The organism is Archangium violaceum Cb vi76 (assembly GCF_000733295.1).
Taxonomy (GTDB): domain Bacteria; phylum Myxococcota; class Myxococcia; order Myxococcales; family Myxococcaceae; genus Archangium; species Archangium violaceum.
This window is the reverse complement of sequence record NZ_JPMI01000146.1, coordinates 1-24,758: the sequence shown is the minus strand read 5'-3', so window position 1 is coordinate 24,758 and position 24,758 is coordinate 1. Positions and strand designations below refer to the sequence as shown.

Sequence of the window (24,758 nt, the reverse complement as noted above, 5' to 3'; positions counted from 1 at the left end):
TCAGGTGGACGGCAGCAGCTTCTTGATTTCAGCGGGCAGCGTCATCGGATCGAACGGCTTGCCGATGACGCCCACGGCCCCCAGCTCCAGGTAGCGCGCCACCTCCTGCTTCTGGATTTTCGCCGTCATGAAGATGACGGGCGTTTTCGCGGTGGAGGGCTGGGCGCGCAGCTGGCCCAGGGTGGTGGGCCCGTCCATGCCCGGCATCATCACGTCCAGGAGGATGAGGTCCGGCTGCTCGGCGGCGGCCTTGGCCACGGCCTCGGCGCCCGAGGCGGCGAGCACCGTCTGCCAGCCGCCCACGCGGCCGAGGCTCAGCTGGCCGATGGTGCGGATGTCGTCCTCGTCGTCCACGAGCAGCACCTTGCGAATCGTCATGGGAAACCTCTCGGAGGCGGGGGATGGGCGGTGGAGCGCAGGAGGCGGAGCACGGCGGAGCGCAGCTCCTCATTGGAGGTGCGGGACTTCACCAGCACGGCGGAGACCTGGCGGGCCAGCTCCGGCTCCGCCTCGCGCACGGAGAAGAGCACCACCGGGGCGGCGGCGAGCAGCGGGGCCAGCGGCAGCGGCCCTCCCTCGGGCAGCACGGGCTCGGCGATGACGAGCGGGAAGGGACCGGAGCGCAGGGCGGCCTCGGCCTCGGCCAGGCCGCTCGCGGGGACCACGTCCGCCACGTCCCGAAGCACGTTGGCCACCACGCGGCGGTTGTCCTCGTCCGCCTCCACGTGCAGGACGCGGGGGCGCGAGGCCTGGGGCTCACACCGGGTGGCCAACTCCAACGGGTGAGGCACGGACGTGGAGGGGGCGCCCGCCTCCGTGTGCTCGGGCAGCTCCACCCGGAAGGTGGTGCCGGTCCCCTCGGTGGTGACGAAGTCCAGCGTGCCGCCCATCCGCTCCACCAGCGCCCGCGCGATGGAGAGCCCCAGTCCGGTGCCTCCCTTGCGCCGGGTGTCGGAGCCGTCCGCCTGGGCGAACTTCTCGAAGATGCGGGCCCGGAAGGACTCGGGGATGCCCGGCCCGCGGTCCTCCACGCTCACGCGCAGCCGCGAGCCCACCCGCTCCAGCCTCAGCGTCACGCGCTCGCCGCGCGGGGAGAACTTGAGCGCGTTGGACAGCAGGTTGGCCAGCACCTGGAGGAAGCGGTCCCCATCCGCCATGACCCGCGCCCCGGATGCCTCCACCACCAGCTCCAGGCGGGCGCCACACTCCCCCGCGTACCCCTGGTGGGCCTCGACGGCCTGGGCGAGCAGCGCGCCCAGCTCCAGTGGCTCCAGGTGGAAATCCAGCTTGCCGGACTCCATCTTCTCGAGGTCGAGGATGTCGTTGATGAGGCGGATGAGGCGCTCGGTGTTGGTGCGTGCGATGCGCACCATGTCCTGGGCCTGGGAGGGGAGCTCGCCGAGGACGCCGCCCTCGAGCAGGCCGAGGGAGCCGCGGATGGAGGTGAGGGGAGTGCGCAGCTCGTGGCTGACGGTGGAGACGAACTCGCTCTTCATCCGCTCCATCTGGCGGCGCTCGGCCTCCAGGCGCTTCTGCTCGGTGACGTCGCGCGCCACGCCGTAGAAGATGCCCTCCTCCGGGTTGACGGTGGCGTTCCACTGGAGCCAGTGCCAGGCGCCGTCCTGGCCGCGGCAGCGGTGCTCGAAGTAGGGGAGGAGCTCGCCCCGGGCCCCTCGCGCCAGCCACTCGGCGGTGGAGGCCCGGTCCTCCGCGTGCACCAGCTCCAGCAGCGGCGTGGCGCGCAGCGTCCGCTCGGAATGGCCGAGCGTCTGCGTCCAGGCCCGGCTCAGCTGCCGGAAGGTCCCATCCACCCCGGCGATGCAGAGCATGTCCACGGACAGCGCGAAGAAGCGCTCCTGCTGCGCCAGCGCGGTGCGTGCCTCCTGGACGGTGAGGGCGTTGAGCTCCAGCTCCACCCACGAGGCCAGGTCTTCCAGTTGCTGGCGCTCCTCGGCGCTGAAGTCACGCGCCCGGCGGTCGATGAGGCAGAGCGTCCCCACGGGGCTGCCGTCCGGGGCGTGGAGGGGGTGGCCCGCGTAGAAGCGCACGTGGGGCTCGCCGGTGACGAGCGGGTTGTCGGCGAAGCGCTGATCCTCGAGCGCGTCGCGCACCACGAAGGTGTCCGGGGTGAGGATGGCGTGGCCGCAGAAGGAGATGCTGCGCGCCGTGGAGGCCGCGTCCAGGCCGACCCGGGCCTTGAACCACTGCCGCGACCCGTCCACCAGGGAGACGAGCGTGATGGGGACGCGGAACGTCCGCGCGGCCATGCGGACGATGCGGTCGAAGCGCTCCTCGGCCGGAGTGTCCAGCAGGCCCAGGCGCAGCAGGGCCTGGAGGCGCCTGGGCTCATCGGGCGGGAAGGGGGGTGGAATCATGGGGGGCTCGGGGGCTCGAACAGCCGCCCGGGCCCAGTGTATCCGGGGCTCACGGAGAGTGGGGGCACCCGTGAAGGACGGCTGGCGGCCCGCCGGGCTGGGGACGGCGCGTCAGAAACGCGACAGCGCCAGGAACGTCTTCATCTTCTCGTTCGTCTCGCGCAGACGCACCGACAGTGTGCGGACGAAACTCCACAGCAGGACGTAGGCCAGGTCCTTATCCGTGAACATCAGGTGGTCCAACTGCTCGCGCTCGATGACCCACAGGGTGCACGAGGTGTGGGCGTAGGCGTCGGCCGAGCGGGGGATGTCCTCGATGACGGACATCTCCCCGAAATACTGGCCCTTTTCCAGGATGGCGAGCGCCTCCTCGCCCATGCCGGGCACCTGCTGGGAGATGCGCACCTTGCCTTCCAGGATGATGAACATGTCCCGGCCGGCCTCTCCCTCGCGGAACAGGCAGGCGCCCGCCTCGTACCCCCGGGGACGGGCAATCGCGGCCACCCGGAGCAACTGACTCTGGGTGAGGCCCTCGAAGAGCGCAACCTTCTGGAGGATCGAGGCATCCATTGTGGCGCTGCTTCGTACCACGACCCAAGGGGGCTCTGGTACGGTGGCGCCCCAATTTCACGGAAACACAGGAGCGACGACCCGTGGCGGAGAAGATCAACAAGGTGACCATCATCGGCTCGGGGCCCGCGGGCTACACCGCGGCCATCTACGCCGCGCGCGCCAACCTGCAGCCCGTCATGTTCGCGGGTGGCCCCACCCTGGACGACCCCCAGCGCGTGCCGGGCGGCCAGCTCATGGTGACCACGGACGTGGAGAACTACCCCGGATTCCCCGAAGGTATTACGGGCCCGGAGATGATGGAGCGCTTCCAGAAGCAGGCCGAGCGCTTCGGCACCGTCATCCACATGGAGAACGTGGTGAAGCTGGACCTCTCCAAGCGCCCCTTCTTCATCCAGGGCGAGAGCGAGAGCTGCTACTCGGAGACGATCATCATCGCCACGGGAGCGACGGCGAAGTGGCTGGGGGTGAAGGGCGAGGACACCTACAAGAACCGGGGTGTGTCCGCCTGCGCCACGTGTGACGGCGCCTTCTTCAAGAACCAGGACGTGCTGGTGGTGGGCGGCGGCGACACGGCCATGGAGGAGGCCACCTACCTGGCGAAGATCGTCAAGAGCGTCACGGTGGTGCACCGGCGCGACTCCCTGCGCGCCTCGAAGGTGATGCAGGAGCGGGCCCTGAAGAACCCGAAGATCTCCTTCCTGTGGGACAGCGCCATCGACGAGGTGATGGGCGACAACAAGGGGATGACGGGCGCGGTGGTGCGCAACCTGAAGACGAACGACACGAAGCTGGTGACGGCCACGGGCCTGTTCGTGGCCATTGGCCACACGCCCAACACGGGCCTCTTCCAGGGCGTGCTGGAGACGCACCAGGGCGGCTACCTGAAGACGGTGGCGGGCAGCACCCGGACCAACATCGAAGGCGTGTTCGCTTGTGGCGACGTGCAGGACAGCTACTACCGGCAGGCGATTACCGCCGCGGGCACGGGCTGCATGGCGGCCATCGACGCCGAGCGCTGGCTCATCGAGCACGGCGAGTAGGCCCGCGCGGCACGGCTCTCGGGAGACAGGCATGAGCACGAAGCGGAAGACGGTGGCGGTGCACGCGGGCTCGCAGTTGAAGGGCAGCAAGTCCCAGCCCGTGGTGCCGGCCATCCACGTGTCGGCGGTGAGCTTCTTCGACAGCAGCGACGAGCTGGACGAGGCCCTGGACGGCAAGGACTACGTCTACTCGCGCATCGCCGCGCCCAACGCGGCGCTGTTGGAGGAGGCGGTGGCGGCGTTGGAGGGAGCGGAGGCCAGCGTGGCCTACGCGAGCGGCATGGCCGCCCTCAAGGCCGTCTTCGAGGCGCAGAACCTGAAGGCCGGCGACGTGGTGGTGATGTCGTCGGACGGTTACGGCGTCACCCGGTCGCTCTACAAGAACCTGGCGGCGCGGGCCGGGGTGCGCATCGAGGCGTTCATGCTCACCGACGCGGCGGCGCCCGAGCGCATCGTCGCGCTGCGTCCGAAGCTGGTGCTGGCCGAGAGCGTCACCAACCCGCTGCTGCGCGTGCCGGACATCCGGGCGCTGGCGCGGGCGAGCCGGGAGGTGGGGGCGGCGCTGGCGGTGGATGCCACCTTCCCGTCTCCGTACGGGCAGCGGGCGTGCGAGCTGGGGGCGGACTACGCCATCCAGTCCACGACGAAGTGGCTCAACGGGCACAGCGACGCGCTGGGCGGCTCGGTGAGTGGCACGCGGGAGAAGCTGGCCCCCCTGCGGGCGGCTCGTCTGCTGGGCGGTGAGGTGCTGGGGCCCTTCGAGGCGTGGCTCACCCTGCGCGGGGTGCGCACGCTGCCCATCCGCATGAAGGCCCACTGCGAGCACGCGGCCCACGTGGCGAAGCGGCTCTCCGAGTCCCCGCTCATCGAGCGGGTGCACTACCCGGGCCTGCCGGGCCACCCGGACCACGCGGTGGCGAAGCAGGTGCTGGAGGGCGGCTTCGGCGGCATGGTGGCGTTTGATATCCGTGGCGCGGGCCGGCCGGACTGCTTCCGCTTCCTGGAGGCGGTGAAGCTGGCGAGGGCGGCGCCGTCGCTCGGGGACGTGTGCACGCTGGTGATGCACGCGGCGAGCGCGAGCGCGAGGCGGATGACGCCCGAGGAGCGGCAGGCGGCCGGTATCGGCGAGAGCCTCATCCGCGTCTCGGTGGGACTGGAAGACCCGGATGACATCGCGGACGACCTGCTCGCCGCGGTGTCGGAGGCGATGAAACGGTGAAGATGGTGGACGTGGGTGGGAAGGAGAAGACCGAGCGCGTGGCCGTGGCCACCGCCCGGCTGCGCATGCTTCCCGCGACGCTGGAGCGGATTCTTCAGGGGAAGGTGGAGAAGGGGGACGTCCTGGCCGCTGCCCGTCTGGCCGGAGTGATGGCGGCCAAGCGGACCCCGGACATCGTTCCCCTGTGCCACCCCATCGCGCTCTCCGGGGTGGAGGTGGAGCTCCAGCCCCAGAAGGACGCGCTGGAGATTCGCGTGACGGTGCGCACGGTGGACCGTACGGGCGTGGAGATGGAGGCGCTCACCGCGGCGTGTGCCTCGGCCCTCACGGTCTACGACATGTGCAAGAGCGTGGACCGGGGCATGGTGATGGAGCAGGTGCAGCTGGACCACAAGTCCGGCGGCCGCTCCGGCACGTGGGACCGCGAGCCGGCTCCCGCGAAAAAGTCCGCGGCGCGTTCGGGCCGCAAGGCCGCCCGCTCGTCGGGCCGGTAGTCCTCTTCGGAGGCGGAACCCGGGGTCCACGCGGAAAGGACCCCGGGCGTGGGCCGTGTTGGTCAGTGGCATGCCTCCCGCCCAGACCGATTCGTTGCTGAAGTGGCGCTCGGAGTTCCCCATCCTCGAGCGCAAGGCCGGCTACCTCATCAACAACTCGCTGGGGGCGATGCCGCGCAAGGTGCGCCAGTACCTCAACGACTACGCGGACCTCTGGGACACCGAGGGCGTGGTGGCGTGGCACTCGTGGCTGCCCATGGTGACGCAGACGGCGGATCTGCTCGGCTCCATCCTCAACGCGCCGCCGGGCACCATGACGATGCACCAGAACGTGAGCACGCTCATCTCCGTGCTCATCTCGGGGCTGTCGTTCTCGGGCCGGCGCAACAAGGTGGTGCTCACCGAGCTGAACTTCCCCTCGGTCGTCTACAACTGGATGGCCCAGCGCAGGAATGGCGCTCGCATCCAGGCGGTGAAGAGCCGTGATGGGGGGTTGAACATCGAGACGGAGGACCTGCTCGCCGCCATCGATGACGAGACGCTGGTGGTGTCGCTGGACCTGGTGCTGTTCCGCTCCTCGGGGCTGGTGGACGTGAAGCCGGTCATCGAGAAGGCGCACCGGCACGGCGCGCTGGTCATCCTCGACTGCTACCAGGCCACGGGAGCGGTGCCCATCGACGTGCGGGCGCTCGGGGTGGACTTCCTGGTGGGCGGGAGCGTGAAGTGGCTGTGCGGCGGCCCGGGCGCGGCGTACCTCTACGCGCGCCAGGAGCTCATCCCGGACTTCAAGCCGAGGATGACGGGGTGGTTCTCGGACGCGCACCCGTTCGACTTCCATTTTGGCGATGTGGAGTACGCGGCGGACGCGCACCGCTTCATGGGGGGCTCACCGTCGGTGCCAGCGCTGCATGCGGCGCGGGCGGGCTATGAGATCATCCGCGAGGTGGGCGTGGCCGCCATCCGCGAGAAGTCACTGCGGCAGACGTCGCTGTTGATGGCACTGGCGGATGAGCAGGGATTGAAGGTGAACACACCGCGCGCGCCGCACCGGCGGGGCAACACGGTGTGCCTGGACTTCGAGGGCAGCGAGGACGCGTGCCGCCGCCTCATCGAGCAGGGCTTCGTGGTGGACTGGCGGCCCAACGGGGGCATCCGCATCTCGCCGCACTTCTACAACTCGGATGCCGAGTGCCGCTCCATCATGGAGGCCATCCTTGAGCTGCGGCGCTCCGGGACGCTCCAGAATGTGCCCACGGGTCAGCGCGCCCACTGAGAAGCGGGGGCTCAGCGCAGGGGCCGGATGACCTGGCAGGGGTTCCCGCGGCGAAGACGTAGGGCGGAATGTCCTTCACCACCACGCTGCCCGCGCCGATGGTGGAGCCCTCGTCGATGGTGACACCCGGGCAGATGATGGAGCCGCCGCCAATCCACACCTCCTCGGCCGGCTAGGTCTGAGTAGCTACGGGGACAGGGGAATCCAGGGCGACGCGGCCTGGAGCTGGCCACCCACCGGCTCCACCCGCACGAGCTGAGCGCCCCGCACACCCAAGCGTCTGTCCACCCCGAACGTCACCGGCGGGGTCACCCCCGTGTCGAAGTCACGCATCGACTCCAGCACTTGCACCAGCTCCGCGCGTGTCACGTCCGAGCCCGCACGCCGGAGTGCATCCACCAGCACCCGTGCCGCGGCGTAGGCGTGGCGCTGGAGCGCCTCGTGGCCTGGACGCAGTCCATGGCGCCCGAGGAAGGTCGAGAGCACCTGGCGCCGCTCCTCGTCGCCGTCCAGGCCCGGTGGGTAGATGAACCGCACGTGGCGGCCCGCAACTGCCACCGTGGAGGACCCGGCGATGCTCGCGGGAGCGAACACCGGCACCTCCAGGCCCCGTGCCTCCAGCTGCTGGAGCAGTTCATTCAACCCGGAGGCAGGCCCGGTGTAGAGGATTGCCGGTGGGGGCTCGCTCCCGCCGGGCAATGCCGATGATTCCACCGGAGCGGGCAACTCGCGCCGCAGGGCTTCTTCGCGCGCCGCCCGGGCCCATGCGCGGCCTGACTCGTCCTCCGGCCGTACCACCCACAGCGGATGCCGGCGCAGCACGTTCTCCTCGTCGGTGCGCGCCAGGTGCTGCACCACCAGCCGCGCCTGCTGGGACTCCTCCGGATACAGGAAGAAGCGGGCGCCTTCTCCATCCCCTCCGCTGGAGGTGAGGGGCAGCAGGACCGGGATGTCCTCGTGCCGGAGCAGCGCCTCCGAGGCGGAGGACGTCGTGCTCGGGCCTCCCACCAGTGCGAACACGCCGCGCTCGAGCAGCTTCGCGGTGGCCTCCGGAGCCGTCTCGTCCTCCACCACCAGATCCAACCGGCGCCGGAAGACGCCTCCCTCGGCGTTCACTTCCGCGAAGGCCGCGCGCAGGACCGACTCCACCTCGCGCCCCAGTGCTTCACGTTCACCACTCAGCGGCAGGATTGCACCGAGGGTGAGGGTGGTGGGGGAGAGGCCTGGATCCGGTGCTTCTCCGAGCTGCTTCAGATAGGCGAGCAGCTCCTCCCGCTCCACCTCGCCGAGCTCGTACCGGGGCATGGCCACGCCGAGCTTCCGGCCGCTGGCGGACACGCCTTCCGTGATGGCGCGCAACAGGGTGGTCCGGCCGTAGGCGGGGCGGGAGCGATCGTCCACCGTTCCCACGGCGTTCACCCGGACATGCCCGAGCGCACCCGGGCGGATGTCGGGTACCTCCACGCCGCCTTCGAGGCTGCCCCGGCCGGAGGCGCCATGGCAGCGCGCGCACGCGGCCACGTGCCCGCTCAGCTCGATGCGCTCGGGTCCCAACCGTCCCACGAGGGGCTCGCCGCGGGCGCTCTCTCCGCGCAGGAAGAGACTCCGCCCACGCCGGGCCAACTCCGGAACCGAAGAAGCCGTCTCCTTGCGGCACGCCCCCAGCATCCCCAGGCCCAGGACCAGCGCTACCAGCGCCATCCGCCGCGCGCTGAGCCAAGCGGGGTAGGTCCTCTCAGGGGGAGGTTCCGGCGGCGCTCGGGAGCAACTTGTCCGACTGTTGGACAAGTTGGTACGCCGCGCCTCCGGAAGGTGCCTGTCCTTTTCCGCGAGAGCACCCCTGCAAGAGCCTGGTTCCGATGGCCTACCTCGGGTCATCGAGGTGCTCCACGGCGTAGACGATGTTGTCTACGGCGGACATGGCGGGGGCCTTCACCCACGTCCCGGTGGCGGCATCGCCGATGAGTAGCACCGAGCTGTGGGCGGCGGGATCCTCGGTGTAGCCGCCGAGCTTCTTGAGGACGAGGGACACGTTCTCGCGGGCGCCGGTGAGGAAGTACCAGCCGGGCCCGGTGCTGAACTTCCGGGCGAAGCGGGCGAGGCTCTCCGGCGTGTCGTTGGCGGGGTCCACCGAGAGGGTGATCATGGTGATGTCCTGGCCCACGCGAGCCCCCAGCTTGCGCTGCACCTCGGCGAGGTGCTTCGTCATGGGCGAGCACACGCCCTTGCAGGAGGTGAAGGCGAAGTTGATGAGCACCTTCCGGCCGCGGATGAGGTCCTCGTAGAAGCGGTGGGGCTTGCCGTGCTGATCGATGAGTTCGGTGTTGGTGAAGTAGCGCGCGGCGGAGGCGTCCCGGGCGGAAGTGACGTCCTCCAGCTCGGGAGGCGGTGCGGAGGCGGCGCGCACCTCGCGGATGGCGTCGAGAATGGAGGAGGCGGAGCCGAGCCCGTCCACGCGCACCCACTTGCCAGCGGTGGCGTTACCCACCAGCACGAGCGGCCGGTGCGCCTCCTTGTCCGGGGTGTAGCCGCCGAGTGCCACCAGGGCCTGCTTCACCTGCTCGGGCTCGCCGGTGAGGAAGGACCAGCGGGGCCCGGGCGAGAAGGGCTCGGCGAAGCGGGCCAGCTTCCCGGGCGTGTCGTGGGCCACATCCAGGGTAATGGAGATGAAGCGCACGGGGGCTTTGGGACCCAACTCCTTGCGCACGCGCGCCAGGGTGGCGGTCATGGGCGAGCAGATGGTCTTGCAGCGGGTGAAGATGAAGTTGATGGCCACCACCTGCCCTCGGACGAGGTCGGACCACAGCCGCACCTGGCGCCCGTGTTGATCCACCAGCGTGACATCGGGCACCTGCACCTGGAGGGACTCGGCGGGAGGTGGGGCGGGCACGCGCACTGTGTCCTGTGCGGATGCGGCGGTGGAGGTGGCCAGCGAGAGGAGAACGGCGAGGCAGAACGGACGTGGGTGCATCAGGGGTGGACCTCGGAGACGTGGCGGAGGGTGGTTTCGGCCTGGACGCCGAGCTTGAAGTCGCGAAGGGCACCGAGCGGGGCTCCCCGGCTCTCGGCGCCGACGAGCAGCACGTACTGGCCGGGCTCGGGCGGGGAGACATCGATCTCGAAGACGCCGTCCTCCACGCGCCGGGGCACGGGCCGCTCCAGCCAGCGCCCGGAGGGGGGACGGAACATCAGCACCTGGAGCTCCTCGGGTGACAGCGGACGTTGCTCCTTCACATGCGTGGCGGGCGTCAGCCGGAAGCGCAGCGAGGTGCGCTGGCCCGCGGTCAGGTGCCGGGAGGAATCGAACCGGGGCTCGAGCACGAGCGGGGCGGTGCCCGCGGAGGCGGCGTCCTCGGGAACGCCGGACACCGTCCACGTGAGGCACACGGGCGTGCGCGGCGAGTCCAGCAGTACGTGGACGTCATGGGGGCCGTTCTTCCGCGGACGCGCCTGGGCCGCGTAGACGCCGGGCTCCACCTCGCGCAGCGAACGGTCCAACACCAGGACGGCCCGGGGCTCGCGGCCATAGTTCAAGTGGGTGCCTCGCGGGGCCATCATGCCCTCGGAGTACAGATAGAGGGCGCGGTCGGCGGTGCCGGCGACGAGGACGCTGTTGCCCTCGGGCAGGGTGGCGATGGCGGAAGCGCGTCCGAGCTCCCGGGCCAGCGCGGGCTTCTTCTGGCCCATGGTGATCTGCACGACGGAGGGCGTGCCGGACTTCTCCAGTGAGGCCAGCTCGATGAGCGACATGCGGGCATCCCCGGTGTTGCGCACGTAGGCGAAGGCGGAGGTGAAGGTCACCTGGTCCGGGGCGGAGAAGCCGGTGAGCGAATGGGCCACCCGGTTGGAGGCCGTGTCGAGGATGTCCACCCGGTCGCCACGCGGGTAGAGGACGAAGGCCCAGCGGCCCGAGGGCTCGAAGCGCAGCATGCCTGGCCTTGGCGCCACGGAGACGCGGTGCACCACCTCGCGCCGCGAGCCGTCCACCACCAGCACCTCCTGGGCCTGCTCCCGCACCACGTAGAGCGCCCGGGCCACCTCGCTGTAGGCCAGCGCGCGGGTGCCCGTGCCCACCGTCACGCGCCCCAGTTCCTCGCGCGAGGCCACGTCCACCGCGACGAGCTCCTCGCCCCCGGAGCTGGAGAGCCATGCGGTCCGGCCGTCCTCGCCGAAGGCGAATGCCTTCTGTCCCTCGCCCACCTCCAGCGTGCCCAGCACCGCCTGCGTGGTGGTGTCGAGCACGGAGACGGTGCCGTCTCCCTCGTTGTCCACCCAGAGCGAGCGCCCGTCCGGAGCGAGCGCCAGCCGCCCCGGTTTCTGGCCCACCCGCACGTTGCGCTGCACGAGGAAGCGGCGGGTATCCACCACGGACACCGTGCCGTGCGTGGGCTGGGACACGTAGAGCGCTCCTCCGTCCGGACGCAGTGCCCAGTCCCCGGCCGCTCCGCCCAGGGAGACGAGGTGCTTCAGCTTGGTGCGCTGGAAGGAGAGCTGCGGATCGATGACGGACAGCGTGTGGTCATGGTTGAGGGTGAGCAGCAGGAAGGAGTTGAGGTCCACCTCGGCGCGCGCCGCCAGCAGGCCGCCGAGGTACGTCTTGATGCGGGCCCGGCAGGTCGCGTCGTCCGGAGCGGCTTGTCCCTCGGGCCTCGCGGCCATCCACGCGAGCAGCCGGGCCCCCCGCACGGGCGCTCCGGTGCGTGGATCCTTCAGCACGAATCGCGCCGTGCCCTCCGCGCCTGCCTGAAGGTCGAAGGACACGGACACCTCCGCCTTCGTCACCGTCACGGGGGCTGGCGCGGCCACGGGAGGCGGGGCGGGTGGCCCCTCTTCCTTCCGTGGCTGGCAACCCATCCACAACACGAGCAGCACTGCCCATTCCGGCCTTCCCAGCATGAGAATCCCCCCTTTGCTTGCGATGGTGTGAGGCCGCGCTATTCCACGCGGACGATGCCCCAGAGGCCCTGGGTGAACGAGAAGCTGGCCAGGTCCTGGTAGAGGTAGTCGCCCGGGACGGCGTAGAGGCCTCCCGCTCCGTACTCGGGCACGATGTTCCAGTGCTGCATCGCGGAGATGCCGCCCTGGGTGGAGATGATGGGAGACAGCGGACTGGGGCCGAAGACGAGCGAGCGCTCTCCCCGGGCCCAGGGGTTGAAGCGCCACTCGGCGCCGTGGAGCGCGAAGGCGTGCTGGCGCGCATGGCCCGAGGGCTGTCCGATGCGCAGGCGCAGCGCCTCGCCGCGGAGCGCCCGGAAGACGGGCGTGGCGGGGTCTCCGAAGGCCCCGGAGGACAGCAGGTTCGACTGCTCGAGGTCGTTGAGCTGCTCCAGCGGCGTCTGGGGCGCCACCCCGAGCCGGGCCCAGAGGGGCTCGGTGCGGTAGTTGAACGCCTTCATGCCCGTGTCCTCGGCATCGTCCTCGCCGGCCAGGTTGCGCAGCGCGCTTCCACTGTTCAGCTCCACGTCCGTGTCCCGGAAGACAGCGGTGTCCGTGTGCAGGCCGAGGTCGTCCTGGAGGAGGAGGACGAACTCCCGGAACGTGCGCCAGGTACCGTCCGGCTCCGTGTAGCGCACGCGGGCCTGGGCCTCGGTATTCGCATCGGTGCTCCACACGGCGCCGGCGGGCTCGATGACGAGCGCCCCGAGGGAGCCATGCATGCCGTGGTTCACCACGTCCGCCATGTCCCTCAGGTTGACGATGCCGTACTCCACGGGCGTCGCCTGTGCTCCCTCCGTGGGCAGCGCGCCGATGACCGGGGGACTGGCGAGGTCTCCCGCGTACCAGCGGTACGTCCACGAGCCGCCGGGTGGAATCGTCTGGGGCGCGTTGAGGCCCACGTTGGCGCCGTCATCCGTGTTCACGTCGTAGTTGACGAGCTGCGGGTGCAGCGAGACGTGGTTGGAGGGCCGCACCTGGTTGACGTTGAAGAAGGGGGTGATGGGCGCGTGGTGGGACCAGTGAGGCGTCTGGCGTGGGGCCTCCGGCAGGAGGTTGGTGAGCGTCACCTGCACGCACTCGCCCGCGCGGGCGCGGAGGATGAGCGGCTCGGGCTTGCGCCTTCCGGTGCGCACGTCCTCCAGGTGCTCGTCGCGCACGAAGAGCAGGGCGTCCGGATCGTACAGGCCGTACTCCTCGTTGTAGGTGAGCCGGCCTCCGGGCAGCCACGTCGCGGCGTCGATGGCGGAGACCTGGTAGGTGCGCACCGCGGCGGTGCCCGGGCACGAGTCCACCATCACCGGCCGGGGCCGGAAGCGGCCCTCGGCCTCCGCCTGGCGGACGAGCTCGGGCGCGAGGGCATACATCTCCCGGGGGTACACCATGGGGCCGCTCACCCGGCGCAGCTCCTGTTGCTGTCCGTTGGCGCCGGTGACGTACGAGGGTTGAAGGGGCGCGCTCGTGGGCGTCAGGGGCATGCGGCGGGACTCGGGAGGCAGGGCCAGCAGGGGCGCGGGAGGTGGGCGCGGCTGCCCGTCCGCGGCTTGCAGCGCCACGTCCGCGAGCGTCATCAGTCCCGTCTGGGGCTGCAGGTACGTGCGGAGGATGCCCCACGTGCCATTCCAGAGGTCTCCCGTGGCGGCGCTCTGGTACATGTAATCGGCTGTCTCGTAGCTGCCGCCGATGGCGGGCAGGCCGTTGGTCAGGGCGAACTCGAAGTGCTCGGAGAGGCCCAGCGGCTGGGCGTTGGAGTAGCCACTGTCCCGGTCGTGCTCCTCGCGCAGCCATTTGTGGCCGTGGACGGTGAAGGAGTGTTGCTCCTCCTGGGCGCCCTGGATGAGGCGCAGCTTGACCCGGTCTCCCACGTAGCCGCGCATCAACGGGGTGAACGGGTCCCCATGCACGTCCGAGCGGAAGACGTTGGCCATGTCCCCGAGGAAGTCCGGCTTCTGGTAGCGGGCGCCACACCCCTCGCGCGCCGAGATGCGCAGGGGGATGGGCTCGTTGCGGTAGTTGATGACCATGGTGCCGGGGTCCGCGGCGCTGATGGCCTCGGGCGCGGGGAAGGGCGAGGGCAGGATGGCCAGGGGCAGGGGGGCCTTCCGGGGGGGCGGCGGGTTCACCGGCTCGCCGCACTCGTCATAGGTGAGGGCGAAGTCCGCGATGGCCAGGGCGAACTCCCGGTAGCTGTCGGCGGGGAAGGCGGTGAGGATGTCCGCCTGCCAGCTCGTGGGGCCGCCGTCGCTCGGGCGCGTGCCGTAGAAGACGCCCGTGCGGGGATCCCTCCACCGCGAGCCCTTGGGCTCCACGATGAGCGCGGCGTACAGGCCGTGCTGCTGGTGGGACGAGGGCGCGAAGTGGTCATGCGTGAAGACGGTCTCCACGGTGCGGTCGCGCCCGTTGGCGTCCTGGAGCGGGTCCGCCCACCAGCGCTGCACGGTGGTCTGCGCGCCGGAGGCTCCCAGGCGCGGGTGGGCCTTGGCGGTGAGCGTCTCGCGTGCCCCATCCGGATTCAGGGTGCCATCGGCCGAGAAGGCCCCGCCGGCCACGTTGGCCTTTTCGATCCGCTCCAGCACCTCCTGGGCGGCGAAGGTGCCGTCCTCGTAGTTCCACCCGTTGCCCGCCCCATCCGAGGAGGTGACGTCGAACTTCACCAGGTGGATGTGCTGCCCGATGGTGTCGGTGGGCGTGTAGATCTGGAAGTCGTCCTGCTCCAGCGCCTTGGGGACCAGGTTGGTGGCGAGGAAGTTGATGCACTCACCGGACTCGGCGCGGAAGAAGAAGGGCTCGGGAGGACGCAGGCCGGAGAGGGTGTCGGCCACGTCTCCATCCAGGACGATGAGGCGGGCCTGCGGGTCGTGCCAGCCCGCGCGGTTGATGTTGGGCAGATCCATCTGCAGATAGGCGGCGCGGTAGTCACGCCGCGGGGCGCCCGTGGGGCAGGGATCCGCGTAGGGCGCGCCGGGCGAGGGCGGGCGGCCGTTGACGAGGAAGCGCGAGGGCGAGCCGAGCGCCGTGTACGCGGGATAGGCTGCCACCGTGTCTCCGTAGCCATTCGCCGCCGGGCTGGCGCCCGGGAACTGGCCGGCGTGGAAGGACATGGCTTTCTTCTCGGTTGGCGTGCCGTCCTGGGGCAGCAGCTTGAGCTCCAGCGCGGTGTGTTCCACGAAGAAGCGCTTGTCGGGCGTGCCTAGCACGGAGGGGCCGATGGCCCGGGTGACGAGGTGGCGGGGCAGGCCTCCATCCTCGAGGAGATCCAACGGAGGCTGGGGCGGACGATGGCCCGCCCTGGCGGCGATGTAGAAGGGGTAGCCCGGGAACGCGGGCCGCACCACGGGCCCCGAGGCGCCCGTCACCTCCGTGTCCACGTAGGTGGGCAGGGGCGGCATGCCGCGCTCGGGAATGGGGATGACCGCGGGGTTGGGCGTGCCCTCGGTGATTTCCCCATCCGGAAGACGGCGATCCCCGGTGCCGGCCTCGAAGACATCATGCACGCGCCACAGCGCCCACATGCCCTGGGCGAAGTGCGGGTAGAGGTGGCAGTGGTAGATGGCGTCGCCGGGGGTGAGGTTGCGATTGCCGGAGCCGCCGTAGTTGATGTCGTAGGTATAGGACGAGCCCGGACCGATGGTCTGCGAGTCGAGGTAGCTGGAGTACTCCTCGCCCGGGGCGGCCTTCCACTGGTGGGCGTGCAGGTGGAAGACGTGCGTCTCCTTGGGCCCGGCGTGGAGGTTGCGGAAGCGGACGGGATCCCCCAGGTAGCTGTGGCTCACGTTGGAGGGGTCATCCGGGTAGAGGGCGCGCACGGCGCGGCCGGTGGCGTCCTTCTCCACGTTGAGCGCGGGGTCTCCGTTGGCCCAGGACTCGAGGAAGAACTCCTCGTACTGGCACTCGCCGCAGTCCTTGCTGGGGCCAATCCTGGCGCGGTTGGCGAGCAGCTCCGCGCCCAGGCCGGCCGCGCCGTAGTTGACGGCGAACGCATCGCGGATGCCGTGGAAGGAGGGATTCGTCTCCAGCTCCTCGAAGGCCTGCACTGTCTTGAGTTCGTCATGGAAGAGCACGGTGAACTCGCGGAAATGGCCGCGGTCCTTCGAGGACGTCGTGCCCACGACGGTGCTGGAGTAGCCGGTGATGATGGCGTGGAGATCCGCGTGGACGAGCTCCAGCGTGTCCGGCTCGAGCATGTTCAGCAGGGGCGTGCCGTCGGAGCCGCGGGCCTCGTAGTCGAGCCGGGGCGTGCCGTCGGGGTTGGTGAGGGGATGGCCATGTGCGTCCCGGCGGGTGGCGGCCTGGAGCACGGCCGCGGAGACCTGGGAGCGGTACCAGCGAGCACCCGGTGGCTCCACGTTGACGGCGCCGAAGAGGCCCTGGACCAGCGAGCCGCCGTTGCCCTCGCCGCCGATGAGGGCGCCCTTGCTGGACAGGAGGAAGGAGCCCTCGTGGTCCGCGTAGTACGAGACGCTGAGGCCCTGGCCCGGGGCCACCAGGGTGCCAGGGTTTCGCCCCACCCAGGCGCCATCACTGCCGATGTTGATGTATTGCATTCCCTGCACGTGCACGGAGGCCTTGCGGGTGAAGGGCGAGTCCTGGCGGTGGTCCTCGTTGCTGACCCGGCCGACCCCGGGTTGTGAGTCTTCTGGAGAGGGAATGGCCTCGCGGGTGGGGGCCAGCCAGTTGGTGAAATGGATGAGCAGACAGTCCCCCACGTTGACGCGGAGGGTGAGCGGGCGCGGGCGCTTGTCCTGGCGCAGCCGCGCGTTGCCCGGGCCCACGGGACGCGAGGCGTCGATGGGCTCCACGTCCCGGCGCAGGGCGTAGACCATCCCCGTGGGGTTGTATGAACCGAAGCGGTTGTAGGTGTAGACCTGATCCAACGCCACCACACGGGCGGTGACCACGCGGTGGCATTGCACCAGCGGCGGTATCCGCGGCGCGGGCTCGACGACGGGTGGCCCATCGGCGCTGCTGTCGATGGGCGTGTCTGGGTTTTCGTCCAATCCCTGTTGGCAGGCCAGTGTCAACGCCAGTACAGCCCAGATGAGTGGGTACACCCCTCCCGTGCGCACTCTTCCCGTGCGCGGCCTGCTCGCTGCCCATGACATGGATTGCCCCCCCGGGTCTCACGTGGGAGCGGCGCTCGGTGGCCCTCCCAATATTCAAGAAACACAGACATCACGTGTGGTGGATTCCACCCGTGGTGTCTGTGTTTTGAATAGGATGAAGCGGGAGCGCAAGTAAACAGCACTCCCGGGAGGGGTCTCTGTCGGATGTGTGGCGTTGTCTCTATCTCAGGCCCGCGTCCAGTCCGCCCAGGATGGGCGGTGGCATGAGCCCGCCGGAGCCGCCCAGTCCCGCATCCGTCGAGTCGAAAGGCGAGGGGTAGCTCGGCGCGATGCCAGAGCCACCGAGGCCTCCATCCGAGTCGTAGGGAGTCGTCGTGGGCACGCTCCCCGGTTGGGGCGGGAGCCCCGGGGGCGTCGGGGAGACGCCAGGTGTCGTGGGTTGCCCCGTGGCGGGATCGATCTGCGCGTTGGCGATCGCCAACGTGAACAGCGAAGCCCCGAGTACCGCCCCGGCCACCGCGAGCCGCTTCTTCAGATTCAGCGCCATCTTCCGCCTCCTGCCGTGCCTGTGGCGCCAGGAAGGTGGGTATGTCCATGTGGGTGGTGCAGCGAGCCCTGACCCTCCCGACCGGGGAGGAGCCGGCCGCCAACCCCTTGTTTTCACGTGTTTCCGCCCCCTTCGAGTGATTTGGGCTTGACGCCTCGTGTCACCCGGGTGCATTTACCGACCGGTCGGTAGGTCGTCCGGATGGCGGACGGCCACCCACGGAGGACACGCGATGAACTCGGGGCGAAGGCCAGACGACGGCGAGCGCTACAGGACCATCCTGGAGACGGCGGCGCGCCTCATCTGCGAGCGCGGGTACGAGGGCACCTCGATGCAGGAGATCGCCGCCGCGTGCCGGATGACGAAGGCGGGGCTCTACCACCACGTGCAGAACAAGGAGCAACTGCTCTTCGACATCATGAGCTACGGGATGGATGCCTTCGAGCAGCAGGTGCTCGACCAGGTGCGGCATCTGGAGGATCCCGTCGCGCGGCTGCGCGAGTGCATGCGGCTCAACATCCACCTGGTGACGGGCGGCTGCAGCAAGGAGGTCATCATCATCCTCCACGAGCACGCCACGCTCACCGGCGAGGCGCGGGCCTTCATCGACAGCCGCAAGAAGGCCTACGTGCGGTTCCTCGAGGATGCCTTCTCCGAGGCCGTGCGCATGGGGCGTATCCGCACCGTGCAGCCCACCGTCGCGGCGTTCTCGTTCCTCGGCATGGTGCTGTGGATCTACAAGTGGTTCCAGCCCGATGGGCGGCTGACGGCCGAGCAGGTCTCCAACGAGATGGTGGAGCTGCTCTTCGCAGGGCTCGTCTCGCCGGCGGCGGCCGTGCCCGGGGCGGGTGCTCCGCAGTTGTCGATCGTTCCTCCCGTGGCGGTGGGGGAGAAGTCATGAGGCCGGGCCGCTGGGGCTCTCTGTCCGAGCTGGTGGCGTCCATCCCGGATGGGGCGTGGCTGGCCACGGGCGGTTTCATGCTGGGCCGCGCGCCCATGGCGATGGTGCTGGAGCTGATCGCCCAGGGCCGCAAGGACTTGAAGCTCATCTCGCTGCCCAACCCGCTGCCCGCCGAGTTCCTGGTGGCCGGGGGTTGTCTGTCGCGGGTGGAGCTGCCCTTCGGGGCGTTGAACCTGGAGAACCGGGTGCGGCCCATGCCGTGCCTCAAGCGGGCCATCGAGCAGGGGCGGCTCCAGTGGCGCGAGCATGACGGCTACCGCATCGTCCAGCGGCTGCGCGCGGCGTCCATGGGCGTGCCCTTCCTGCCCGCGCCGGACGCGGACGTGTCCGAGTTGGCCGATGCGGATCCGCTCCAGACGGTGGTGGATCCGTTCACGGGGCAGCGGGTGCCGGTGGAGCCGGCCTTCTATCCGGACGTGGCGCTCATCCATGCACGCGCGGCGGACGAGCGGGGCAACCTGTTCATCGAGGACCCGACGACGGACGTGCTGGTGGCAGGCGCGGCGCGGCGGGTGTTGGCCACGGCCGAGGAGCGCGTGTCCCGGCTCCCACGTGTGACGATTCCCGGCTTCCAGGTGGAGCGTGTGGCCCTGGCGCGCCAGGGGGCCCTGCCCACCGGGTGCACCGGGCTGTACCCGCACGACGACGCGATGTTGGCGGACTACCTCGCGCTGGCCGAGGCCGGGCGGGAGGCGGAGTTCCTGAGCACGCTGCTCCAGACGCGGAGGGCGGCATGAACGTGGCGCCCGCGGTGACTCCCGCTGAGATGGTCGTCTCGCTGCTCGCGCGGGAGATCGACGATGGGGACGTGGTGGCCACCGGAGTCGCCTCGCCGCTGGCCATTCTCGCCATCGCGGTGGCCCGGGCCACGCACGCGCCCGGACTGACGTATCTGTCGTGTGTCGGCTCGTTGGATCCGGACCTGCCGAGCCTGTACCCCTCGTCCGAGGACCTCGGCTACCTGGAGGGACGCTCGGCGGAGATCACCATTCCGGATCTCTTCGACCATGCGCGGCGGGGGAGGGTGGACACCGTCTTCTTCGGGGCCGCCGAGGTGGATGCGCAGGGGCGGACGAACATGACGGCCTCGGGCAGCCTGGAGCGGCCGCGGAGCAAGTTCCCCGGAGTGGCGGGGGCGGCCACGCTGCGGCAGTGGGTGCGCCGGCCGGTGCTGGTGGTGCCGCGGCAGTCGCGCCGCAACCTCGTGCCCGAGGTGCAGGTGGCGACCACCCGGGACGATCGCCGTCCGGTGAAGCTCATCTCCGACCTGGGCGTCTTCGAGCTCGGGGCGGGCGGGGCCCGGCTGCTGGCCCGTCATCCCTGGGTGGAGCTCGACGCCATCCAGGAGCGCACCGGTTTCTCCTTCGAGGTGGAGGAGCCGCTGCCCGTCACACCGCTTCCGGATGCGCGCACGGTGTCCGCCATCCGCGCCATTGATTCCAGAGGCCTCCGCGAGCAGCTCGTGGGCGCCTGAGTTTCCATACACAGAAAGAGTGTCTTTACCGGCCAGGGAGTGCTCCATGAAGGCTGTCGTGCTGCGTGAGTTTGGTGAGGCGAGCAATTTGAAGTTGGAGTCCGTGCCCGATCCCCGGCCGGGGCGAGGCGAGGTGCTCATCCGCGTCCATGCTTGCGGCGTCTGCTACCACGACGTCATCAACCGCCGGGGCAACCTGCCGCGCACGCACGTGCCCGCGATCCTCGGCCACGAGGCCGCTGGCGAGGTGGTGGAGGTGGGTCCGGACACGCCGGGATGGAAGGTGGGCGACCGGGTGGCGACGCTGCAGCGGCTCTCGTGTGGCGAGTGCGCGCTGTGCAAGAGCGGGCGCAACAGCCTGTGCAAGAAGGACAACCGCTTCTTCGGGGAGGAGATCTCCGGAGGCTACGCGCAGTACATGACGGCGCCGGTGGCGGGGCTGGGCCGGGTGCCCGCGAACCTGCCCTGGCCGGTGGCCGCCACGGTGTGCTGCACGCTCGGCACGGCGGTGCACACGGTGCGGACGCGTGGCCGGGTGCGTGATGGGGAGACGGTGCTCATCACCGGGGCGAGCGGCGGCGTGGGCCTGGCGGCGGTGCAGTTGGCGAAGCTGGATGGGGCGCGCGTCATCGCGGTGACGTCCGGCGAGGCCAAGGTGCAGGCGCTGCGCGAGGCGGGCGCGGACGAGGTCATCGTCTCGCGCGGGCTGGACTTCGCGTCCGAGGCGCGGCGGCGCACGGGCGGCGAGGGCGTCAACGTGGCCATCGAGATCGTGGGCAGCGTGACCTTCGGGCAGACGCTGAAGGCGATGGCGCCGGGTGGCCGGGTGGTGGTGGTGGGCAACCTGGAGACGGGCACGGTGGATTTGAACCCGGGCCTCGTCATCGTGAAGGAGCTGGAGATCCTCGGGGCGTACGCCACCACGCGCGAGGAGCTGGACCAGTCGCTGCAACTGGTGGCGGACGGGAAGATCCGTCCCTTCGTGGCGGAGTCGGTGCCGCTGGCGGAGGCCGGCCGGGCGCACTTCCGTCTGGAGAACCGCGAGGTCGCGGGCCGTCTGGTGCTGGTTCCCCCCGAGTTGCAGTGAGCCCACGAGGCCAAGGAGCTTTCCATGAAGAAGCAGGTTGGAATCGAGGCGTTGGCGATCGCGGTCCCCCGCCGGTACGTGGACATCGAGGACCTGGCCCGGGCCAGGGGTGTGGATCCCGCGAAGTTCACGGCGGGCCTGGGCGCGAAGGAGATGGCGGTGGCGGATCCGGGCGAGGACTCGGTCTCGCTCGCCGCGACGGCCGCGTCCCGGCTCATCCAGCGCAACGGCGTGGAGCCGTCGCGGGTGGGCATGCTGGTGGTGGGCACGGAGACGGGGGTGGACCACTCGAAGGCGGTGGCCTCGCACGTCCAGGGGCTGCTGAAGCTGCCGAGGACGATGAGGACCTTCGACACGCAGCACGCGTGCTACGGCGGCACCGCGGGGCTGATGGCGGCCGCCGAGTGGATTGCCTCGGGCGCGGCGGCGGGCCGCTCGGCCATCGTGGTGTGCTCGGACATCGCGCGCTACGGGCTGAACACGGCGGGCGAGCCGACCCAGGGCGGTGGTGCGGTGGCGCTGCTGGTGTCGGAGCAGCCGGACCTGCTCGCGCTGGACATCGGGCTGAACGGCGTGTGCTCCATGGATGTCTATGACTTCTGGCGGCCGCTCGGCCGGCGGGAGGCGGTGGTGGACGGGCACTACTCCATCAGCTGCTACCAGGATGCGCTTGCGGGCGCGTATCGCGGCTGGCGCGAGCGCGCGCTGGCGCACGAGGTGGTGCGCTGGGGAGACTCGCTGCCGGGCGAGCAGCTCGCGCGCATCCTCTACCACGTGCCCTTCTGCAAGATGGCGCGCAAGGCGCACACGCAGCTGAGGCTGTGCGACCTGGAGGACGCGCCGGGCAGCCAGGACAGCACTCCGGCGGCGCGCGAGGAGGCGGCGAAGTCCCAGGCCAGCTACGAGGCGCAGGTGGCGTCGTCGCTGGGGCTCAACGCCCGCATCGGCAACGTGTACACCGCTTCGTTGTACCTGGCGCTCGCGGGGCTGCTACATGGCGAGGGCGCCGCGCTGGCTGGCAAGCGGGTGGGCCTGCTGTCCTACGGCAGCGGGTGCGTCGCGGAGTTCTACTCGGGCGTGGTGGGGGAGGGGGCGGCGCGGCGGATGGCCCAGGCGGACGTGGAGGCGGTGCTCGCGAAGCGCGAGCGCGTCTCCGTGGCGGAGTACGAGCGCATCATGGGGCTCGCCTCGGACGCGCCGGAGCCGTTGACTCCGGCACCGGGGGAGTTCCGCCTCGCGGAGATCCGCGAGCACCGCCGCATCTACGCCGCGGGCTGAGACTGGCCGGGGGGCCGCGGATCGACTATCCAGACATCACAGGAGCCATTCCCTTTGTCCGTCTCTGCACCAGTGCTCGAGCTCGTTGATCCCCCGTCCCTCTCTGTGGAACTGCTGCGGGCCGCCGTGGCCCGCCGCCCCGCGCGCCCGGGCGAGGTGCCCCGGCTCGAGGTGCGCGTGCGTTCCTTCACGCCGGACCCGCGGCAGCTCGCGCTCTACCGCGAGGTGTGTGACTTCCCGGCGGATGGCTTTCTTCCGTTGCCCTTTCCCCAGGTGCTCGCCGCGCCGCTGCACCTCTCCCTGCTCAATCGCTCCGAGTTTCCCTACCGCCTGCTCGGGATGATTCACGTGCGCAACCACATCCGGCAGTACCGGCGGCTGGCGGAGGGCGCTTCTCTTTCCGTGCACGCGTGGGTGGAGGGACAGCGCGAGGTCCGGCAGGGACGCGAGCTGGACCTGCACACCCTCGTGGAGCAGGACGGGGAACTCGTGTGGAGCGCTGTCACCACGATGCTGCGCCGGCTGCCCGGTGCTGGCGAGCGTCCTCGTGAGGAGCGGCCCGCGGGTACCACGGCCGCCGCCACGGAGGAGGACGCGCTCTTCGCCCACAGCCGTCCCTCGCCCTGGAAGGTGACCGAGGACACGGGCCGCCGCTACGCGCGGGCCTCGGGGGATTACAACCCCATCCACCTGCATGCCCTCACGGCACGTGCCTTCGGTTTTCCGCGTGCCATCGCGCACGGCATGTGGACCGTGGGCCGTTGCGTGGCGGAGATGGGCGAGGCGGCGGAAGTTCCCGCGCTCACCCTGACCTCGGCGTTCCGCCGCCCGCTGCTGCTGCCCTCGCGGGTGGTATTCCAGACGGCGGCGCAGCGGGACGGCGCTGTCGCCTACCGCGTGAAGTCCGAGGACGGCCAATCGCACGTCATGGGCCAACTGTCGCCCGGAGCTTCTTCTGACGGCGTGGACGCTGGCCCATGCTGATTGACCGTACCCGATAACCCCTCCAATAACCCCTCGCCCTCCGGGAGAGGGACGGGGTGAGGGTGTTGGGTGAACCCGGGTTGAACCCCGTGTCCACACAGTGGGTCACGGGTTGAAGAACGGACCTGGATACCCTCACCCTGACCCTCTCCCGAGGGGAGAGGGGGCAGTGGGCACTTCATGACCAGGAGACAACACATGGCGCTCCGTCCCTGAGCACTTGTCTTGTTCCTGACGTGATGGCACCCGCGTGCACCCCGCCTCTGTCGGAGGCGGGCGGGACACTGCGGGGCACCATGAACGCAAGAGAGACCGCCCTTTCCAGGGGCGAAGAAGGCGTGGGGCTGTACGTCTTCTGCTTCGCGCGCGCGGATGCGGCCGGAGTGGCGGTGGGCCACGGCCTCGACGCAACGGTGCCGCTCGGCGCGCGGGTGCACGAGGACCTCGCGGCCATCTGCTGCGAGGTTCCGCTCCACGAGTGGACAGGAGAGGCGGGCGAGGCCCACTTGAAGGACCTCGAATGGCTCGGGCCGCGCGCCCTGCGCCATGAAGCCGTCATCGAACGGATGATGCGCGCCTCCCCGGTGCTGCCGCTGCGCTTCGGGTGCTTGTTCTCGTCGGCGGAGCGGCTCGAGGAGCTGCTCCGGCGTGAGCGGGCGGGAATCTCTGCCTTCATCGAGAAGGCGGCGCACGTAGAAGAGTGGTCGCTCCAGGGCTCACTGGACGTGCGGGCCTGTGAGGAGGCCATGTTCGCCGCGGATCCCCGCGTGGCGAAGCTGTCGACGCAAGGGGGCGCGCGCTATTTGATGGAGCAGAAGCTGCGCAAGGATGCGGTGCGTGCGGCGCGTGCGTGGGCCCAGGAAACGCAGGCGGAGCTCGCTCGAGCCCTCGAGGGACTGGTGCGCGATTGGCGCCCCTTGCGACCACCTTCGCGCAATCCGGAGCAGCCAGAGCGGGAGGGCGTCTTCCATTGGGCACTCCTCCTGCCGCGAGGCGCGGAGGCGGAGCTGGCGATGCGACTGGAGCCGTTGGCGGAGCCCCTGTTGGCGCGCGGCCTGCACCTGTCGGCGCGGGGGCCCTGGCCGGCCTACAACTTCGCGCCGCGCCTCGGAGACATGTCTGGCGATGGACGCGAGGCGCGAACCCATGACTGACAGGGCCTATCTGCTGCTCTATTGCATCGCGGACGCGGCGGCGGCGTTGCCTCGGGGAGAGAGGATGCGCGCGTCGGCCCATCGTGATCACCAGGAGCGGAGCATCGTGATCAGCGAGATCGGGGCATCGTGATCACCGGGATCGGCCATCGTGAGCAGTGGGCCAAGGGGCTCGAGGACTACGCTGGAGGTCAGGTGGTTCGCCCTACGGGGCCCGTCGGCTGGTAGCAACCGGACGCGGGAGGGCGGGCGAGCCGAGCGAGCACGCTGGACGGCATTCGTCGACAGCCCTCCGCGAGGG

20 protein-coding genes are annotated in these 24,758 nt (G+C 70.2%); 11 read left to right on the top strand and 9 right to left on the bottom strand.

All coding sequences use genetic code 11. The features are described from left to right. The 3 genes from Q664_RS21955 to Q664_RS21945 form a co-directional block, all read right to left on the bottom strand. Entirely contained in the window at positions 1-378 is a 378-nt protein-coding gene (locus Q664_RS21955; protein WP_043398923.1) for a response regulator, read from the bottom strand. Then, positions 375-2,375 (bottom strand): ATP-binding protein, encoded by a 2,001-nt coding sequence (locus tag Q664_RS21950; protein WP_043398921.1) that lies wholly within the window; start codon positions 2,373-2,375, stop codon positions 375-377. Before Q664_RS21950 ends, Q664_RS21955 begins: the two co-directional genes overlap by 4 nt. A gap of 111 nt (positions 2,376-2,486) precedes the next feature. Continuing rightward, a complete protein-coding gene (locus tag Q664_RS21945) occupies positions 2,487-2,945 on the bottom strand; it encodes a cyclic nucleotide-binding domain-containing protein (protein ID WP_043398919.1) in 459 nt (152 codons plus the stop codon). A gap of 83 nt (positions 2,946-3,028) precedes the next feature. Here Q664_RS21945 and trxB point away from each other — a divergent pair, with 83 nt between their 5' ends. The 4 genes from trxB (at position 3,029) to Q664_RS21925 (ending at position 6,974) form a co-directional block, all read left to right on the top strand. Beyond that, a complete protein-coding gene (trxB, locus tag Q664_RS21940; RefSeq protein WP_043398916.1) occupies positions 3,029-3,988 on the top strand; it encodes a thioredoxin-disulfide reductase in 960 nt (319 codons plus the stop codon). A 31-nt stretch (positions 3,989-4,019) separates the two neighbouring features. Continuing rightward, positions 4,020-5,207 carry a trans-sulfuration enzyme family protein gene (locus Q664_RS21935; protein ID WP_043398913.1) on the top strand — a complete coding sequence of 396 codons (1,188 nt, stop codon included), beginning with the start codon at positions 4,020-4,022 and terminating at the stop codon, positions 5,205-5,207. After that, positions 5,204-5,701 (top strand): cyclic pyranopterin monophosphate synthase MoaC, encoded by a 498-nt coding sequence (gene moaC / locus Q664_RS21930; protein WP_043398910.1) that lies wholly within the window; start codon positions 5,204-5,206, stop codon positions 5,699-5,701. Before Q664_RS21935 ends, moaC begins: the two co-directional genes overlap by 4 nt. 70 nt (positions 5,702-5,771) lie before the next feature. Beyond that, positions 5,772-6,974 (top strand): aminotransferase class V-fold PLP-dependent enzyme, encoded by a 1,203-nt coding sequence (locus tag Q664_RS21925; protein WP_052518487.1) that lies wholly within the window; start codon positions 5,772-5,774, stop codon positions 6,972-6,974. Here the strand turns inward: Q664_RS21925 and Q664_RS56470 are convergent. From Q664_RS56470 to Q664_RS21900, 6 genes are all read right to left on the bottom strand, one after another. Further along, positions 6,901-7,134 carry an LbetaH domain-containing protein gene (locus Q664_RS56470; protein ID WP_200883745.1) on the bottom strand — a complete coding sequence of 78 codons (234 nt, stop codon included), beginning with the start codon at positions 7,132-7,134 and terminating at the stop codon, positions 6,901-6,903. The two genes, Q664_RS21925 and Q664_RS56470, sit on opposite strands and share 74 nt — an antisense overlap. A 26-nt stretch (positions 7,135-7,160) precedes the next feature. Continuing rightward, positions 7,161-8,675 carry an ABC transporter substrate-binding protein gene (locus tag Q664_RS21920; protein ID WP_235216816.1) on the bottom strand — a complete coding sequence of 505 codons (1,515 nt, stop codon included), beginning with the start codon at positions 8,673-8,675 and terminating at the stop codon, positions 7,161-7,163. Positions 8,676-8,838: 163 nt separating this feature from the next. Next, entirely contained in the window at positions 8,839-9,945 is a 1,107-nt protein-coding gene (locus tag Q664_RS55005) for an SCO family protein (RefSeq protein ID WP_075207481.1), read from the bottom strand. Further along, on the bottom strand, positions 9,945-11,870 hold the full coding sequence (locus tag Q664_RS21910; RefSeq protein WP_152622263.1) for a YncE family protein: 1,926 nt from the start codon (positions 11,868-11,870) through the stop codon (positions 9,945-9,947). Before Q664_RS21910 ends, Q664_RS55005 begins: the two co-directional genes overlap by 1 nt. Positions 11,871-11,908: 38 nt before the next feature. Further along, positions 11,909-16,906 carry a cupredoxin domain-containing protein gene (locus Q664_RS21905; protein WP_235216815.1) on the bottom strand — a complete coding sequence of 1,666 codons (4,998 nt, stop codon included), beginning with the start codon at positions 16,904-16,906 and terminating at the stop codon, positions 11,909-11,911. Positions 16,907-17,192: 286 nt separating this feature from the next. Next, the gene (locus tag Q664_RS21900) at positions 17,193-17,519 is read right to left on the bottom strand and encodes a hypothetical protein (protein WP_043398907.1); all 327 of its coding nucleotides are present in this window, start codon (positions 17,517-17,519) and stop codon (positions 17,193-17,195) included. A 232-nt stretch (positions 17,520-17,751) separates the two neighbouring features. On the opposite strand from Q664_RS21900, the gene Q664_RS21895 reads away from it, so the two are divergent. The 7 genes from Q664_RS21895 to Q664_RS21865 all read left to right on the top strand — a co-directional run bounded on the left by Q664_RS21895 (position 17,752) and on the right by Q664_RS21865 (position 24,457). Then, the gene (locus Q664_RS21895) at positions 17,752-18,420 is read left to right on the top strand and encodes a TetR/AcrR family transcriptional regulator (RefSeq protein WP_043398904.1); all 669 of its coding nucleotides are present in this window, start codon (positions 17,752-17,754) and stop codon (positions 18,418-18,420) included. Next, the gene (locus Q664_RS21890; protein ID WP_043398901.1) at positions 18,417-19,217 is read left to right on the top strand and encodes a CoA transferase subunit A; all 801 of its coding nucleotides are present in this window, start codon (positions 18,417-18,419) and stop codon (positions 19,215-19,217) included. The genes Q664_RS21895 and Q664_RS21890 overlap by 4 nt, the downstream gene beginning before the upstream one ends. Next, the gene (locus Q664_RS21885) at positions 19,214-19,954 is read left to right on the top strand and encodes a CoA-transferase subunit beta (RefSeq protein WP_043398899.1); all 741 of its coding nucleotides are present in this window, start codon (positions 19,214-19,216) and stop codon (positions 19,952-19,954) included. The genes Q664_RS21890 and Q664_RS21885 overlap by 4 nt, the downstream gene beginning before the upstream one ends. Before the next feature lie 46 nt (positions 19,955-20,000). Beyond that, positions 20,001-21,041 carry an alcohol dehydrogenase catalytic domain-containing protein gene (locus Q664_RS21880; protein WP_043398897.1) on the top strand — a complete coding sequence of 347 codons (1,041 nt, stop codon included), beginning with the start codon at positions 20,001-20,003 and terminating at the stop codon, positions 21,039-21,041. A gap of 24 nt (positions 21,042-21,065) precedes the next feature. Continuing rightward, complete coding sequence (locus Q664_RS21875) at positions 21,066-22,319, top strand: hydroxymethylglutaryl-CoA synthase family protein (RefSeq protein ID WP_043398894.1); 1,254 nt, start codon at positions 21,066-21,068, stop codon at positions 22,317-22,319. Between the two features lie 114 nt (positions 22,320-22,433). Beyond that, positions 22,434-23,303 (top strand): MaoC/PaaZ C-terminal domain-containing protein, encoded by an 870-nt coding sequence (locus Q664_RS21870; protein ID WP_425117443.1) that lies wholly within the window; start codon positions 22,434-22,436, stop codon positions 23,301-23,303. Between the two features lie 296 nt (positions 23,304-23,599). Then, on the top strand, positions 23,600-24,457 hold the full coding sequence (locus tag Q664_RS21865) for a GvpL/GvpF family gas vesicle protein (RefSeq protein WP_160174476.1): 858 nt from the start codon (positions 23,600-23,602) through the stop codon (positions 24,455-24,457). Positions 24,458-24,758: the final 301 nt, after the last annotated feature.